We start from the raw sequence: 16,194 nt of genomic DNA, 5'->3' as shown, positions 1-16,194 counted from the left end.
CACCAAAAAGGCGAGCCATATATGGCTCGCCTTTTCTTTAAGATTATGAAGAAAGTTCACCAGCGCGCAGACGCCCGCTTTTTTCGTAAACATCTTTCAGCATGCGTACAGGTTGTGTGCGCACAGCCGGTTTGGCGGAGACAATCTCATTTGGTCCGACAACCACGATTTCATCCGCCGTGCCTTTGACAATGGCACCGTCTTTAATAATGGCACCTTCGCCAATGATGGCGCGTTCGATGTGAACACCGCGACCTACCCGTGCATTTGGCATAATCACGCTGTCTTTAACTTCAGAACCTTTCCCAACTTCGGCTCCGCAGAAAATAACAGAACGTTCAGCCCGGCCATCAATGGAGCAAGATTCATGGATCATGGAGTGCAGGAGCTCAGCACGTGTATTACGTGCTTTGTATGCACTTGGTTTAGTTCTCCAGTCACGAGTAAACATCGGCCAGTCTTCTTTTTGCAGGCTCCAGTCTTCATCGTTATGAAGCAGATCCATGTGCGCATCCCATAAACTCTTCACGGTACCCACGTCTTTCCAATAACCATTGAAGTTATATACGAAGAGAGGCGTATTCTCATTCAACATTTGAGGAATCACATCTTTACCGAAGTCATGGCTGGATTCCGGATTAGCGGCATCTTCGAGCAAGTGGCGCTTCAGGTATTCCCATTTGAACATGTAAATGCCCATGGAAGCCAAATTACTTTTCGGTTCGGCCGGTTTCTCGGCAAACTCGGTAACTCTCAGATTCTCATCCGCTGCCATGATGCCGAAGCGATGGGCTTCCTCCCACGGAACCTCCATAACGGAGATCGTCGCTACCGCTTCATTCGCTGTATGAGCTTCCAGCATTTCACGATAATTCATATGATAGATATGGTCACCCGACAAAATTAGAACATTTTCGGGGTTTTGTTGGTCAATATAGTCAATATTTTTATAAATAGCATCCGCGGTTCCCAAGTATTCGTCATTTCCTGTATGATAAGATGGAAGTAAGGAAATTCCTGCCTCACTTGAAGTACCATGTCCCCAAGGTTCTCCTCCACCAATGTGATCATGTAATGAATCAGCTTGATACTGCGTCAGAACACCTACAGTGTCGATGCCTGAGTTTACGCAGTTGCTGAGAGGAAAATCGATAATCCGGTAGTGCCCGCCAAACGGTACAGCGGGTTTTGCGATACTTGAGGTTAAAGGGGCTAATCGCTTCCCTTCTCCTCCCGCCAACAGCATAGCGATGCAATCTTTATTAAACATAATCGTTTCCCTCCCAAGATATTTGTCCAGTGTAGTACATACATAAACGCAATGCGGAGCTATTGAAACGATGTATACTGTAAAATTCCTGAAAAATTACAACATTTTTTTACACACCGCATTTTTCTTTTCAACTTGGCTAGAATGGGGTAATGGTTATTGTTATATCTATTTTCTGGAGAAGAAGGTGATCTCTTGGCCATTCAACCGTTAACAAACCCGGAAATTTCGCCGGAGCACATTTATTTGTTTCATGAAGGAAACCTTCATCACAGTTATCGAATAATGGGCGCACAGCCTGCGATCGAAGATCATCGTCAGGGGTATCGTTTTACCGTGTGGGCTCCGAATGCCACAGAAGTAGGCCTGGCTTTAGACCGTAATGGATGGAAAGGTGAACAGGAACCTTTATATAAGATACCCGATTCTGGATTTTGGAGTCGTTTTATTCCGGAAATCAGTGAAGGAACATTATACAAATTCCGTATATTAACGGAAGAGGGTACCGAATTGCTTAAAGCTGACCCTTATGCTTTCCAGGCTGAAGTTCGTCCGCGTACGGCATCGGTCACCAGCTCCATCGAAGGTTACAAATGGAATGATGGCGCGTGGAGACGCAAACAACGAGGCGTTTATAACAAACCTCTACATATTTATGAAATGCATGCTGGAACCTGGAAACGGAAAGAGGACGGCACACTCTACAGTTATCGTGAACTTGCGGACTTGCTTGTTCCTTATTTATTGGAAATGAAATATACCCATGTTGAGATGATGCCACTAAGTGAACATCCTTACGACCTATCGTGGGGGTATCAAAACACAGGATTTTTTGCGCCAACCAGCCGTTACGGGCAGCCTAAAGATCTGATGTATCTAGTTGATACTCTACATCAGGCAGGAATAGGCGTTTTGCTCGATTGGGTCCCCGCACATTTTGCGAAGGATGCTCATGGCTTGCGTTTGTTTGATGGAACGCCCTTGTATGAATATGCAGATCCACTGTTAGCAGAGAGACCAGGCTGGGGCACACTCAGCTTTGACTACTCTAAACCTGAAATTCGTTCGTTTTTGATCTCTAATGCGTTGTATTGGATGGAGATGTTCCACTTCGACGGACTTCGGGTCGATGCGGTAACCAGCATGCTTAAGTTGGATTTCGAAAAGCAGCCAGGACAATACCGAACGAATAACGAAGGTGGCCTGGAAAACAAGGAAGCTGTTGCTTTTTTGCAGCAGTTGAATGAAACGGTCTTCAAGTACTTTCCCTATGCTCTGATGATGGCAGAAGAATCCAGTGCATGGCCAATGGTTACTTCGCCAGTAGATCAGGGTGGATTAGGGTTCAACTACAAATGGAACATGGGTTGGATGAACGATACACTTGATTACATGGAATCGGATTTTCACGAACGTCCTTCCAAACATCATTTGCTGACATTCCCAGTCGTATACTCCTTTGCTGAAAATTACGTGCTTCCTCTGTCTCATGACGAGGTCGTTCATGGCAAAAAGTCGCTCCTAGACAAGATGCCAGGAACATACGAGCAGAAGTTTGCCGGCATGCGTGCCTTCATGGGGTACTTTATGACATTCCCAGGCAAGAAACTGCTGTTTATGGGTGGAGAATTCGGCCAGTTTATCGAATGGAAAGATGAAGATCAACTGGACTGGTTTTTGCTGAACTATGACAGTCACCGTAAACTCCACAAGTTTGAACGGGATCTGTCCGAGCTATACTTGGGCGAAAAAGCTTTGTGGGAGCTTGATCATTCCTTTGACGGTTATGAATGGATCACTCCGGATGATCAGGACCAAAGTGTCATTTCATATGTGCGCAAAGGAAAAAAATCTGCGGATACACTCCTTGTGCTCATTAACTTTCAGCCAGTCAAGCGGGAGCGTTACCGGATTGGTGTCATGCGTCCCGGTATGTATACCGAAGTACTGAACAGTGATCATTCCGATTACGGCGGATCAGGCATTATCAATGATATGCAGCTTACTACAGAAAAGATTCCTTTTCATGGGCAACCACATAGTCTGGAAGTTGTTTTGCCACCGCTAAGTGTAGTTATTTTAAAAAAGAACACACGTCGGAAAACGGATGCACTGCCCCTTGAAGTTCAATCCGTCAGAGCAAAAGCCAGTACCACTAAAACCAGTAAAACAAAAGAAAGCACTACAGTTAAACCCAAAAGGAGGACGAAGGCATGAATATTCTATTTGCTGCTGCTGAAGTACATCCATTTATCAAAACAGGGGGCCTTGCTGACGTCATCGGCGCATTACCACAAGCACTAAAGAAGAGTGGGGCAGATGTTCGTGTCATTTTACCCAAATACAATGGCATCCCGGATGAGTATAAAGAGGCGATGGAGCCTGTGATCACGACAGATGTTCCTCTTGGTTGGCGCAGACCTTATTGTGGAATAGAGATGCTGGTTCATGACGGGATTCCTGTCTACTTTGTAGACAATGAATACTATTTTGGACGGGATGGCGTTTATGGGTATATGGATGACGGGGAGCGTTTTGCCTTCTTCAATCGTGCTGTTCTCGAGGTGTTGCCACAAATTGAATTCAAGCCGGATGTGCTGCACAGTCACGATTGGCACGCGGGTATGATTCCTTTACTGCTGGAGGCTCACTTTGCTCATGATCCCTTTTATAGTGAGATGAAAACCGTTTTTACGATACATAACCTGTTATATCAAGGTGTGTTTCCACATGATTTATTCAGTGATTTGCTTGAACTGGATGATCGGTATTTTACGGTGGACGGGGCAGAATATTATGGCAATGTCAATTTCCTTAAGGCTGGAATCGTTTTTGCGGATCATGTGACGACCGTCAGCCCTACTTACGCCAAGGAAGTACAAACCTCCTATTATGGCTATGGTCTGGATGGATTGCTCAGTTCATTGGGCGATCGTTTCAGTGGGATTGTCAACGGTATTGATACCAAGAGTTACAACCCGGCAGCGGACAATAAAATTGCGGTTAAATACAGAACCAGCCTGTCCAAGAAAATCGAGAACAAGATCGAGCTGCAAAAGGAATTAGGATTGCCTGTACGTCCGGATGCTCCACTTATGGTGATGGTTACAAGGCTTGTGGATTCCAAAGGTTTGGATCTGGTATGTCGTGTATTGGATGAATTGTTGTACTATGACGACATTCAATTCGCAGTATTGGGTACCGGGGATCCGGCTTATGAGCACTGGTTCCGTGAGGCAGCGAATCGTTATCCGCTGAAAATGTCTGCTCAGATCACCTTCAATGATGGGTTATCCCGCCGTTTTTATGCCGGAAGTGATCTGTTCTTGATGCCATCAAGGTTCGAGCCATGTGGCATTAGCCAGTTGCTTGCACTCCGTTATGGCAGTGTACCACTTGTCCGGGAAACAGGGGGTCTGAACGATACGGTGCAGGCATACAATGAATTCAGCGGTGAGGGGAATGGATTCTCTTTCACCAGCTTTAACGCCCATGATATGATGAACACTATTCGCCGTGCTGAAGAATTTTACCGTCAGCCAGAGCACTGGAAAAAGATCGTGAAAAATGCAATGAGCGGAGACTACAGCTGGAACGTCTCAGCTGAAGAGTATATGGATATTTATCGCCGCATAACGCTTGAATCTGTGAAATAGATTTGCACAAATGAGCCGCAGTATATTCGTACTGCGGCTTTTTTGTACGATCATAAGGAGGAGGCGAATTTAAAATGAACAACTACATTAATTTTACCTCTACTTACAATCCTAATTTGCAGGCTTTAAGCAGTACCGACGGGTATAATGCCGTTAAAATGAATGAAATGTTTGGCCAGATCATGGGGAATATCGCCGCTGTGCAATCCACGCTGACGGGCAGCCTTATTGATGTGAGGAGTTTTGCTCCGGGAGATGGAAGAGATCAGACAGCCCAGATCAAAGCTTTTTTTGACTCGGCACAGGATGGTGATGTTTTATTATTTACGCCAGGGCACTATAAAGTTGTTAAGGTGGGCTGGTTCTATACGTTTAGTGGAAGATCTGTCATCATCAAGGCGTTGCCAGGAGCAATATTGGAGGTTTCGGATCAGGGAATCCGAATTGAAGGAAGCAATCATGTAGAGATTAGTGGCGTGACTTTGGTTCGTACGACTCAAGCAGCTTGGAGTAAAAACAAGACAGGTTTATACATCGAGAATTCAAGCAATGTATTGTTGCAAAATAACGATATTAGTAAATTTACCGATGGCATTGGAGTCAATGGTTCCAGCAGTCAAGACAATCCCGCCCGAAATGTCGTGATAAGAAACAATAAACTTCATCACTTGGGAGAAGAACCGATTGCAGTTCGGAGTCATTTGGTTTTTGTGGTGATTCGTGAGAATGACTGTTACCGATATCTTGGGGATGGCATTCTGGTCAAGGGAACATGGCATGTTTCGATCACCGATAACTTTCTGCACACTCCTGTATTATCCAATGATCCAGATTATGCTGCTTTTTCAGGCGGACAACAAGTGAGTAATATGCCTTCAGTCGGCGGCGGGATTACCTGTAACAATGAGGGAGGCGAGACTGGAGCCAAAAATCTGCATATACATGGAAACAGCCTGAATGGAACAGCATTTGGCGTGGGGCTTATCGGTTTCCAAGGAGCCTTTGTAACCTCCAATGTCTTTAAGGATATCAAAATCACTTCTGTCATTTCGGTATCTTTCTTTCCCTCCCGATACAATCCCAACGGTCTGAGCAACCATTTGTTTGTAATCCAGGGCAACCTGATCGACACCATTTTAAGACCAAGTGCTACTGCTGCCATTGAAGCTAAAACCAGTACAGGTGCAGAAGGCATGGACATCGGAATTATATCTGACAACATCATCATTCCAAGAGGAAAACACTGGGGAATTGTCGCGGATGGTCATATTATCGTAAAAGGTAATTACATTGCCCAAGCGGGCATAGCCATGGATATTGCCAATGGAGTGATTGCATCAAGCAACATCATTGAGCCCGGCTTTGAGACGACCAATCCTGACCGAATGGTCAGTTTGCATAATGATTGTACCTTTTCTCATAATTCAGTTGCAGGAAAAGGTACATGTATACAATTACGTGGCTCGAACAATATCATAACTGGAAATCGTTTAAAATATGAGGGGACATGGTGGGCAGTGCATCTGGATATTGTTAATAATACGGTGGAGGGAAACATCATAAGGGATAACATGCTGATGGTTGCGGCAAGTGCGACGGGACGTTATCTCTTTGGCGCAAGTCCTTTTACAAATGGGAAAAACGTAGTGGTTGATCTGGTTAAAGATAATAATGGAACGTTATATCAATTAGTAAATGAAATTGTCATGCTTGGTCCGAATTCTACACGATGGAGAATAACTATAGATGCAAAAGGGGATTTAAAAACGACGAAGTTATAGCTTTAGTTCAGCTTTTCGTTAGAAAACTCCTGAAGTATCCGATGATCATTAAAGGGTCATTCAATATTTCAGGAGTTTTCTGGAAATTAGTTAACTCGGTTCCAATTGTCTATACAAAATACGGTATCCGTAAGGATCAAGTTTAATATTCATCATTCCATTGGTGGGAACAACAGCATCTTCGGTTAGTGCATCCTTCCAGTCCTTTGTTTCCATCGGATGTGACAGGGTACGTTCTTGTGGAGTATTGTTCATCCACACTGTGAAGTGAAGAGTGTCATCCATACGTTCATAAATGATACATGGATCATTGTGATCCGCCTTCAAAAAACGAAAGCGACCTTTGCGTAGAGCTTCATTACTTTTCCGCAAATCAATCATCAGGCGGTAGAAGTCATAAAGCTCCTGATCTTGCTTGGCAGGATCCCATTGCATGCATTTACGGCAATCCGGGTCACTCTCTCCGCGTATACCAACCTCATCCCCATAGAATATACAGGGTGTACCAATATAAGTGAAAAGAAACACAACCGACAATTTTAATCTGCGTTTGTCTTCTCCAGCCCGAGTAAGCAGACGTGGGGTATCATGACTGCACAGCATGTTGAAGATGACTTCATTCGTCTGTTGCGGGTAACGCATAATGAGTGATCCCATCTCGTTAGCGAAGTTATAACCATCCATAGAACCACAGAAGAACTCAAGCACCTTGTCAGCAAAAGGGTAGTTCATCACGGAATCAAATTGATCTCCCATGAGCCAGGTCAGGGAATCACTCCATACTTCGCCTACAATATAGGCTTCCGGATTGGCGGTTTTGACCACTTTGCGGAAATCGCGCCAAAAATGGTTATCCACTTCATTCGCAACATCGAGTCGCCAACCGTCGAGTTTGATCTCCTTGATCCAATATTCAGCCACATCAAGCAAATAGTCTTTTACTTCGGGATTGGCCGTGTTGAACTTCGGCATATTGCCATAAAACCCAAAGGTATCGTAGGTTGGGATACCATCCTTAATCTGCACCGGATATTCATTGATATGAAACCAGTCTGCATATTTGGAGTTTTTTCCATTCTTCAGGACATCCTGAAAAGGAGGGAAGTCTTCGCTGCAATGGTTAAAAACCGCGTCAAGCATGACACGGATTCCACGGCGATGACATTGTTCTGCTACTTTTTTGAGCATTTCATTATCCCCGAAATGAGGATCTACTTTTTTATAATCAACGGTATCGTATTTATGGTAGGAGTTTGCTTGGAACAGCGGGGTAAAGTAAATGGCATTAACACCGAGTTTAGTCAGATCGTCCAGGTGATTGAGCACACCTTGCAGGTCTCCGCCAAAGTAGTTATCCAGTTCAGGTCGGCCACCCCATTCCTGGGTTCCTTCAGGGTTCAGGTCGGGATTGCCATTAGCAAACCTTTCGGTCATGATTTGGTAGAACACGGCTTCTTTGGCCCATTCGGGAACCTTAAATACATCGATTTCATGAATGTAGGAAAATTCATAATATCCTCCTGTAGGGTACGGGGGAGCATAATGGATTCCGTTATCAGCCAGATATATATTTTCGGTACCGGCGGTGATACGGAAGATGTAAGTCAGACGCTTGAATTTGGGCTTAACTGCCGTTTCCCAATAATCAAACATACTGTCAGAAGCCGCTTTCTCCAATTGAATTTCCTTATAGGTTCCATTCCAATCGTATTTATCACCAGTCAGTGCAGTCACATATTGTACATCGTCTCTCTTCGTTCGTACACGCAGGTGAATGGTCGAGGGATTATAAGCATAAGCCCATTTATCGCGGGGAACGTGGTACATCGCTTCGAGCAGCATGACAACACCTCCTGAACTTAAGATAAAGTTATAGCTATAAATAACCAAGTTAGACAGCATGTGAACCATAAGTACAGCCGCTAAATGTAAAAATTTCAACATTTTTCAACGTTTTCTTTTCACAGCATTTCCAGCTTGTGTCCGTATATACGTATTTATGATAACAAAAAGGGCGCTCCTTAAGACCCCAAATGCAGGTCCTGCAGAACACCCTACTGTTAAGACGAAGTATTTTGCGAAAAACTTAGCGACTTGCTTGCTTAAACTCTGTTTGAATGGTTTGCAGCAATTCAGGCTGTGTAAGAACATCATAAGCAGTTGCAGCAAGTGCCTTGGCTCCAAGGATCATACCATCCAGGGCCCGTTCCTGAAGCGCCAGATCACGGAATTCAATGGAATGAAGCGTATGAACTTCGTCCACAACACGGATATAAGGATGGATCGCAGGACAACGCAAGGATACGTTACCAATATCCATAGAACCATGGTCGTTCCCACTCACGATCTCCTCTTGAGAAATGCCGAGTTCAAGCAGATTAGTACTAAAAGCAGCAGATAATGATTCATTCGTGACCATCTCATCATAGGAAGTCTCATAATTAGATGTAACAAGCCGGCATCCGGTTTGCAGAGCAGAACCTTCCGCGATCTGAATTACGCGTTGAGTGAGAATATTCAACTCTTTTCTCGTCGAGGCACGTACATAGAATTGGGCTGAAGCATAGTCAGGAATAATATTGGCTGCCTGTCCTCCGCTATTGATAACACCGTGAATACGAACCGTGCTTTTCACTTGTTGTCGGAACGCATTAATGCCATTAAATGTCTGGATCACCGCATCTAGGGCATTAATGCCTTCATGTGGACTTGCAGCAGCATGTGAAGATTTCCCATGGAATTCAAATTGTACGGCATCAATAGCCAGGGAGCTTCCAGATTTCTCATAGGCGTAGTAAGGGTGAGCCATTAGCGCGACATCACAGTCATCAAATAAACCTGCTTCAGCCATAGGAACTTTAGCGCCACGCGTTTCTTCCGCTGGTGTACCGAATACTTTTAATGTTCCGCCCACTTCATCCAGTATGGACTTCAGACCTACCGCAGCTCCGAGGCTCATCATGCAGATTAGATGGTGTCCACAAGCATGACCGATTTCCGGAAGTGCGTCGTATTCACATAACAGGGCAATAGTCGGACCTGGTTTGGATGCAGCATACGTACCGATGAATGCGGTATCTAAGCCAAGAACAGGAGCTTCTACGGAAAAACCGTGGTAGGCAAGTTCTTCTTTTAACCGAGCAGAGGCGAGGTATTCTTCGTTACCAAGTTCCGGATTGGCACCAATGTATGATGAAATCTCTTTAAAACGGGAAGCATATTGATCAATTACAGTTAAAATTTGTGTTTTGGTATGTGTCATGGTGGACTCCTTAAGCAAAAATGAAAATAATTCAATAATTATATCATAGTTGCGGTTATTTTTCAGAAACTAGTCAGGATTTGTAATGTCGAAATTCATTGCATAATCATGCATTCTACTTTATAATGACTCAGGCATCAACAACAGAAAGCATACAAAGTATTATAAGGGGAGAACAGGGTTGAAATTGATTAGTCGTTACACCATGATGCTGCTAGCTCTTGTGGTCTTGCTTACTACGGTTGCACCTGTTGCGTTGGCAACGGGAACTACAAGCAATTCAGGCAGTAAAAAGCTGGTGCTCGGTACAAGTGCCGATTTTGCACCATATGAATTCCATAAAGTGATTGATGGTAAAGACCAAATTGTCGGATTTGATATTTCGATTGCTAAAGAAATTGCTGCCGATCTTGGCGCAGAACTTGTAATAGAGGATATGGGTTTTGACGGACTTCTTCCTGCGTTGCAGAGTGGTCGTGTGGATATGGTCATCTCGGGAATGACGCCAACAGATGATCGTAGACAAAGCATTGACTTCTCCGATACCTATTATAAATCAAAGCAAGTCATCATGATTCGCAATGCGGATAAAGATAAATATCCAACCATGGCGGAGTTGGAAAATGAAAAGATTGGAGTTCAAAAAGGCTCCATTCAGGAAACGATTGGCCAGGGAATCCCAGGCGCAAAACTGACAGCACTTGATAAAATATCTGATATCGTGCTGCAATTGCAGACCAATCGTGTAAATGCTGCGATCGTTGAAGATACGGTGGCTGCCGGTTATCTGGATGATGTGATTGGATTAGCACCGGCTATTCCGGATGAAGAGCAGGCCGAAGCGGCAATTGGGATTCGTAAGGGCAATACGGAATTGCTGAATGCAGTGAACGGAACGCTCGAACGTCTGAAAAGCGAAAATAAAATCGATCAGTTGGTTACCGAGGCAAGCCAGTTGATGGCAGACAAGGTGAAAAAAGATCAAAACATTTTTCAAGTGTTCTGGGAATACAAAAGCTTTTATGCAACAGGCGTAGGTTACACCCTCTTACTGTCTGCACTCGGTGTAATATTCGGGGTAATTATCGGTTTGATCATCTGTCTGTTACGTCTGCATGACGTTTCAATTCTGCGTTGGATCGGAACAGCTTACGTTGAAGTTATTCGTGGTACACCAATGCTGGTTCAGTTGATGATTATCTATTACGGTCTTGCTCTAACGTTGGGGATTAATTTCACGCCGCTTCAGGCGGGGATTATCACACTATCCATTAATAGTGGTGCCTATCTTGCCGAGATTTTCCGCGCTGGTATACAGGGTGTGGATCGAGGCCAGTTGGAAGCAGCTCGTTCCCTGGGAATGGGTAGAGGTGCGGCAATGCGCTTCATTGTGCTTCCACAAGCGTTCAAAGCGGTGTTGCCGGCGATCGGTAATGAATTCGTGACCATTATCAAGGAATCTTCCATCATCTCGGTTATTGGTATGGTGGACATTATGTACCAGGCAAGTGTAGTCAAAAACATTACGTACCAAGGAATGAATCCATTCCTGATTGCAGCGGCCATTTACTTTGTGCTGACGTTCATTTTGTCCAAGCTGCTGGGTCGACTGGAAAGGAAGTTGAGTGCAAGTGATAGACGTTAGACAATTACACAAATCATATGGAAATAACGATGTGCTCAAGGGCATTAACGTAACAATTGGCAAAGGCGAGGTTGTCGTGGTCATCGGTCCGTCCGGATCGGGGAAAAGTACCTTTTTGCGCTGTCTTAACTTATTGGAGCAGCCTACTTCCGGTGAGATTGACTTTGAGGGAGTTTCGATCACTGACCCTAAACACAACATTAATGCAACTCGTGAAAAAATGGGGATGGTATTCCAGCATTTCAATCTGTTCCCGCACAAAACGGTGCAGCAGAACATTACGATTGCTCCCATTAAAGTGAAAAAACAATCTGCACAGGAAGCGGAACAAATCTGCGCAGATTTGCTGAAGACGGTTGGCCTGTCTGACAAAAAAGACGCTTATCCTAATCAGCTGTCCGGTGGACAGAAACAACGGATAGCTATTGCAAGAGCGCTTGCGATGCAGCCGCATGTCATGCTGTTTGACGAGCCTACTTCAGCACTGGACCCTGAAATGGTCGGTGAAGTACTGGATGTCATGAAGCGGCTTGCAGAGGGCGGCATGACTATGGTTATTGTAACGCATGAGATGGGCTTCGCACGCGAAGTAGGGGACCGCATCCTGTTCATGGATGGCGGGGTTATTGTAGAAGAAGGAACCCCTGCTGAAGTGTTTGGTGAGCCTAAGCATGCACGTACACGTGACTTCCTTGCTAAAGTGCTCTAATACATCCAAGTCATCATTAGGATGAATTGGATGAAAATGCAAAATATATACTGTGGATGAGAATTCTTATTCCCTCATAGATCCCTGTCGGCGACCTGTCGGCAGGGATTGTTTTGTTGCGTGTGAATACACACGGATTTACATAAAAAGTAACGTTTCTGTCATCAACGATATAAGCTCAAATAGACATTTTTTTGAAAAAATCGCTTGAATTCAGCAAAAATATTGAAGTGAATTAGCCAGATGGTAACATTTACTACGACTCTTGGTTACAAAGTTGTGATATATTTGTTCCTGCCGAAACTTCCGGAGTTGGGAGTGTGGGGGATGTAACGATGCAGAGTGTGCTTGGGGAAGAATCATTTGCACACGGCTTGGGGTGAATTAGGGCTACATAAATTATTAATGTAATTGAACCTATAGGGTGGTTTCCTCCATCCGAATCCGACAACTAACTTCGCAGGCATAATGAGGGAGGAAGACCATGATTAACAAGAAACGTATAGCCAAAACAGCAACAGCTTTGCTGACAGCAGCAATGCTCATTCAGGCCGTTCCGGCTCATGCTGATTCAGTTCATGTGGCCAAAGAGGGGGATACCTTCTACACCTTATCCAAACAATATGGAGTTGGACTTAACGCTCTTATTAAAGCTAACAATGAGATTTCAGCTTACAACATTTATGGTGGTTTGAAAATTACGATCCCTGGTAAAACAACGAACACAGCTTCTGCAGCAGCAGCTAAAACGGAGGCCAAAACGGTAACTGCCGCAAGCCTTGACGTTAATGCAGATAGTAAAGTTGTACAAGCCTGGGGTAAAACGTTTGATTACAGCAAAGCTGTCGACGTCAAAGCAACAGCATACTCCGCAGACGCTTCCGAAAATGGAGGATGGGGTGCCGTGGATTACTTCGGTAATCCGCTTGAATTGGGTACCATTGCAGTAGACCCAAGTATCATTCCATTGGGTACAAAGGTACTGGTGACAGGTCATACACATCCAGGACTGCCAAAACAGGCATTTGTAGCAACGGCTCGTGATGTGGGTAGTGCCATTAAAGGTCACAAGATCGATATCTTTATTCCTGGCAGCAAGCAATCCGTGAGCACATTTGGTATTCAGGATGTTGAACTTTACATTTTGAAATAAAATCAAAGCGTAGCTGCACATCATCATATGTGACTCCAACTAAATCTAAATTAAACAATAAAGGGTGTTCTCCAATCACGATAATGTGAATGAAGGACACCCTTTTGAATATCCGACTGCCGTATTCTAAACCTATTTACCCTTTGGCAGTTCCAGCATTTCGTCCAAAGTCACCAGCTCGTACCCGCGGTTTCGCAATTCCTCGATAACTTCAGGCAACGCCTCGATGGTACCACTCAGCTTCGATCCGACACCGCCTCCTGCATGTTGCAGAACAATGGAACCTGGTTTAACGGCCGACAGGATGTTTTGTTTGACTTCCTCTTTGGAGAGGCCCTTCCAGTCCAGGGAATCGACGTTCCAATTCACAATGCTGTAATGTTGTTTGGCCGCCCATTGCAGCTGTTGCTCATTAATGTCGCCATAAGGTGGACGAATCATTTTGGGCGTGTACCCCGCCAGATTCCGAATAATATCCCCGGTATGTAAGATTTGTTTGCGAAATGCATTCATGGACAGCTTACTGAACTCCGGGTGATTGTAGCTGTGATTGCCAACAATATGCCCTTCCTTTACCATGCGTTTCACTAAATCCGGATGTTTCTCAGCGCGATGTCCCACAATGAAAAACGTAGCCCGCACCTTGTATTTTTTTAGAATATCCAACACCTGCGGGGTGAACCGTGGATCAGGTACGTCATCAAAAGTCAGTGCGACCTTTTTTGTCGAGGGGCCATTTGTTTTGAATGTATCCGCATATTTCTGTCTGAGCTGTCCCAGCGTCAGCTGCTCCTCTTCAGAAGAATCAGACTTCGAAGCAGGTTCGGTTTGCGGGCTTGAAGAAGCCCATAACTGAGCAGGAGCGTAACTTCCTCCCAGAAGAATGACCATGATGGATAACATTATGAGGCGTATACGCATGTTAGTGCCTCCTTTTCCCAAATTGCGTTCTCTTTGGTATGCCCGGGGCCATCCGTATTTATGCATAATGTGAGATGTTTCATTGCTGATTTATCAAATCGGAGCCATAATTCCACCATATATATATAGAAAAGGACAGGTGGATCAGGATGAGTACATACGACTTAAATTCCGTTCGTTTACAGGTGATTGAGGCAGGGGAAGACAAGCTGTTTATGGTAACTGGAGGCAGATCACATATTGGAGCAGTAGCGACATTTTATCCGGACCGTGAGCGGGTAAGCGGGGCTACGATGCATATTCCGGGGCATAAAGAGCAAGAGCTGTGTGAAAGGCTCGCACGTAAGGCTGCCCTACATTTAAAAGTAACCGTGACCGTGATTATGGGGATTCACTTTGATGCAATTACGCGCATGCAGATTGATGAGATTGTGCAGACTGCAGAGAAGCTGCTTGATGAAGAGCTGTGCCAAACTAGTCAACTGATTCAATAGTTCGATGGACGCTAAGTAGGCTAAAATCGTTTTTTATGATTTTTTTTGTTAAAATTGAAACGAGTAGAACATTGCCACGTATGTATGTTTATATACAAGGATGAACTATCGACTAGGAGGAATACCATAATGTCCATTTTCAAACGATTGCGCGATTTAACGATGTCTAACATTAACTCTATTATTGACAAGGCAGAAGATCCGATCAAGATGACGGATCAATATATCCGAGATATGCAGGAAGATCTGGAAGATGCGGAGAAAGCTGTTGCTGCACAGATCGCTATTGAGAAGAAATTCAAGCAGCTGTTCGAAGAACAGGAAGCTCTCGTGAAGAAACGTGAGGAGCAAGCACATACAGCAGCGCGTGCACAGAATATGGATTTGGCTCGTCGGGCACTGGAAGAGAAAAAAGTGGCTGAAGAGAAGATGGCTGAATACAAAACAAGCTATGATCAAAACAAGGCTTCTGCCGATAACCTTCGTGGCAAGCTGGACGAAATGCGCAAACAGTTGACCCAAATGAAAAATAAACGTGAAACATTGGTTGCGCGCTACAACGCTGCAAAAGCTCAAACCGAAATCAACAAGGCGCTGAACGGATTTGGCTCCGATACTGCAAGTGCCGGCATGAAGCGTATGGAAGAAAAAATGATGCAGATGGAAGCTCAGGCTGAAGCTAGCAATGAGATGTCGTCCAAAGGAAAATCGCTGGATGATGAGTTCGAGAAGCTGGGCAAGGATCAGGCTGTTGAGGATGAACTGGCAGCATTGATGAAGCAATACGAAAATAAGAACTAAACCTTGTAAGCAAGCAGGGGCACCAGCGGAGGAGAGACCAGCGTTTCTCCTTCGCTTTTAATTGCGGTTCATGTTGAGATGTGGGGGCTATGTAAATGGATTTGAACATTTTGGCAATGCTGGTCTGGACGTTATCGGGTTCGGTTTTGCTGTTTGTCTTAATGTATGTGGATTCTTTGTTCACGAAGTATAAGGATTTTGCCGAAGTGAAGGCGGGCAATATGGCCGTTACAACACGTATGGTTATGAAGCTGTTTGCTCAGGGATATGTACTCGCCACCTCCATTTCGACAGCGGGTCATCTTGGAGAAGCGTTGTTGGTATCCGTTGTTTCATTTATCATTTTGCTGATTCTGGAGAGTGTGGTTCACTTTATGATTCGGAGATGGGCCAACCTGGATCTGGATACGGGAATACAGCAGGGCAAGACAGGTTATGGTTTGTTCTCAGGTGCACTACATATCGTGGGCGCATTAATTATTGCAGCTTGTTTATAAGATAA

General features: G+C 44.6%; 13 protein-coding genes and 1 riboswitch. Of the genes, 9 read left to right on the top strand and 4 right to left on the bottom strand.

Annotated elements, in window-relative coordinates; all coding sequences use genetic code 11:
* Positions 1 to 43: 43 nt before the first annotated feature.
* Positions 44 to 1,270 (bottom strand): glucose-1-phosphate adenylyltransferase, encoded by a 1,227-nt coding sequence (locus BLS14_RS09020; protein WP_063562819.1) that lies wholly within the window; start codon positions 1,268 to 1,270, stop codon positions 44 to 46.
* A 195-nt stretch (positions 1,271 to 1,465) separates the two neighbouring features.
* Here BLS14_RS09020 and glgB point away from each other — a divergent pair, with 195 nt between their 5' ends.
* The 3 genes from glgB to BLS14_RS09005 all read left to right on the top strand — a co-directional run bounded on the left by glgB (position 1,466) and on the right by BLS14_RS09005 (position 6,707).
* Entirely contained in the window at positions 1,466 to 3,487 is a 2,022-nt protein-coding gene (gene glgB / locus BLS14_RS09015; protein ID WP_090951751.1) for a 1,4-alpha-glucan branching protein GlgB, read from the top strand.
* Positions 3,484 to 4,926, top strand: coding sequence for a glycogen synthase GlgA (gene glgA, locus BLS14_RS09010; protein WP_090951181.1), 1,443 nt, complete (start codon positions 3,484 to 3,486; stop codon positions 4,924 to 4,926). Before glgB ends, glgA begins: the two co-directional genes overlap by 4 nt.
* A gap of 74 nt (positions 4,927 to 5,000) precedes the next feature.
* Positions 5,001 to 6,707, top strand: a complete 1,707-nt coding sequence (locus BLS14_RS09005) for a right-handed parallel beta-helix repeat-containing protein (protein ID WP_090951178.1) — start codon at positions 5,001 to 5,003, stop codon at positions 6,705 to 6,707.
* A 90-nt stretch (positions 6,708 to 6,797) separates the two neighbouring features.
* Here the strand turns inward: BLS14_RS09005 and BLS14_RS09000 are convergent, their stop codons facing one another.
* Both BLS14_RS09000 and BLS14_RS08995 read right to left on the bottom strand, forming a co-directional pair.
* Positions 6,798 to 8,549, bottom strand: a complete 1,752-nt coding sequence (locus BLS14_RS09000; protein ID WP_063562815.1) for an alpha-glycosidase — start codon at positions 8,547 to 8,549, stop codon at positions 6,798 to 6,800.
* 244 nt (positions 8,550 to 8,793) lie between these two features.
* Positions 8,794 to 9,969: a M20 family metallopeptidase gene (locus BLS14_RS08995; RefSeq protein ID WP_063562814.1), complete on the bottom strand. Its 1,176-nt coding sequence runs from the start codon at positions 9,967 to 9,969 to the stop codon at positions 8,794 to 8,796.
* A 181-nt stretch (positions 9,970 to 10,150) separates the two neighbouring features.
* On the opposite strand from BLS14_RS08995, the gene BLS14_RS08990 reads away from it, so the two are divergent.
* The 3 genes from BLS14_RS08990 to BLS14_RS08980 all read left to right on the top strand — a co-directional run bounded on the left by BLS14_RS08990 (position 10,151) and on the right by BLS14_RS08980 (position 13,476).
* Entirely contained in the window at positions 10,151 to 11,614 is a 1,464-nt protein-coding gene (locus BLS14_RS08990) for an ABC transporter substrate-binding protein/permease (protein ID WP_083584624.1), read from the top strand.
* Positions 11,601 to 12,323, top strand: a complete 723-nt coding sequence (locus BLS14_RS08985; RefSeq protein WP_072733276.1) for an amino acid ABC transporter ATP-binding protein — start codon at positions 11,601 to 11,603, stop codon at positions 12,321 to 12,323. The genes BLS14_RS08990 and BLS14_RS08985 overlap by 14 nt, the downstream gene beginning before the upstream one ends.
* 285 nt (positions 12,324 to 12,608) lie before the next feature.
* Positions 12,609 to 12,805, top strand: a riboswitch (cyclic di-AMP (ydaO/yuaA leader).
* A 2-nt stretch (positions 12,806 to 12,807) separates the two neighbouring features.
* Positions 12,808 to 13,476, top strand: a complete 669-nt coding sequence (locus tag BLS14_RS08980; RefSeq protein WP_090951176.1) for a 3D domain-containing protein — start codon at positions 12,808 to 12,810, stop codon at positions 13,474 to 13,476.
* 132 nt (positions 13,477 to 13,608) lie between these two features.
* Here the strand turns inward: BLS14_RS08980 and BLS14_RS08975 are convergent, their stop codons facing one another.
* Positions 13,609 to 14,397 (bottom strand): polysaccharide deacetylase family protein, encoded by a 789-nt coding sequence (locus BLS14_RS08975; protein ID WP_072733275.1) that lies wholly within the window; start codon positions 14,395 to 14,397, stop codon positions 13,609 to 13,611.
* A gap of 149 nt (positions 14,398 to 14,546) precedes the next feature.
* Between BLS14_RS08975 and BLS14_RS08970 the strand changes: the two genes are divergently transcribed.
* The 3 genes from BLS14_RS08970 to BLS14_RS08960 all read left to right on the top strand — a co-directional run bounded on the left by BLS14_RS08970 (position 14,547) and on the right by BLS14_RS08960 (position 16,189).
* The gene (locus BLS14_RS08970; RefSeq protein WP_090951173.1) at positions 14,547 to 14,891 is read left to right on the top strand and encodes a prenylated flavin chaperone LpdD; all 345 of its coding nucleotides are present in this window, start codon (positions 14,547 to 14,549) and stop codon (positions 14,889 to 14,891) included.
* Positions 14,892 to 15,020: 129 nt separating this feature from the next.
* Complete coding sequence (locus tag BLS14_RS08965; RefSeq protein ID WP_024634017.1) at positions 15,021 to 15,692, top strand: PspA/IM30 family protein; 672 nt, start codon at positions 15,021 to 15,023, stop codon at positions 15,690 to 15,692.
* A gap of 95 nt (positions 15,693 to 15,787) precedes the next feature.
* Positions 15,788 to 16,189 (top strand): DUF350 domain-containing protein, encoded by a 402-nt coding sequence (locus tag BLS14_RS08960; protein WP_063562809.1) that lies wholly within the window; start codon positions 15,788 to 15,790, stop codon positions 16,187 to 16,189.
* The last annotated feature ends 5 nt before the right edge of the window (positions 16,190 to 16,194 follow it).

Source organism: Paenibacillus sp. OK060, from assembly GCF_900101205.1.
Classification (GTDB): domain Bacteria; phylum Bacillota; class Bacilli; order Paenibacillales; family Paenibacillaceae; genus Paenibacillus; species Paenibacillus marchantiae.
Note: the sequence above shows the minus strand (reverse complement) of the source record. Positions and strands in the feature narration are given on the sequence as shown.

What these genes read in the sequence shown, in the direction of transcription:
- BLS14_RS08970 (WP_090951173.1), top strand. Translation starts at nt 14,547, where the DNA reads ATGAGTACATACGACTTAAATTCCGTTCGTTTACAGGTGATTGAGGCA.
- BLS14_RS09005 (WP_090951178.1), top strand. Translation starts at nt 5,001, where the DNA reads ATGAACAACTACATTAATTTTACCTCTACTTACAATCCTAATTTGCAG.
- BLS14_RS08960 (WP_063562809.1), top strand. Translation starts at nt 15,788, where the DNA reads ATGGATTTGAACATTTTGGCAATGCTGGTCTGGACGTTATCGGGTTCG.
- BLS14_RS08965 (WP_024634017.1), top strand. Translation starts at nt 15,021, where the DNA reads ATGTCCATTTTCAAACGATTGCGCGATTTAACGATGTCTAACATTAAC.
- BLS14_RS08975 (WP_072733275.1), bottom strand. Translation starts at nt 14,397, where the DNA reads ATGCGTATACGCCTCATAATGTTATCCATCATGGTCATTCTTCTGGGA.
- BLS14_RS08980 (WP_090951176.1), top strand. Translation starts at nt 12,808, where the DNA reads ATGATTAACAAGAAACGTATAGCCAAAACAGCAACAGCTTTGCTGACA.
- BLS14_RS08995 (WP_063562814.1), bottom strand. Translation starts at nt 9,969, where the DNA reads ATGACACATACCAAAACACAAATTTTAACTGTAATTGATCAATATGCT.
- BLS14_RS09020 (WP_063562819.1), bottom strand. Translation starts at nt 1,270, where the DNA reads ATGTTTAATAAAGATTGCATCGCTATGCTGTTGGCGGGAGGAGAAGGG.
- glgA (WP_090951181.1), top strand. Translation starts at nt 3,484, where the DNA reads ATGAATATTCTATTTGCTGCTGCTGAAGTACATCCATTTATCAAAACA.
- BLS14_RS09000 (WP_063562815.1), bottom strand. Translation starts at nt 8,549, where the DNA reads ATGCTGCTCGAAGCGATGTACCACGTTCCCCGCGATAAATGGGCTTAT.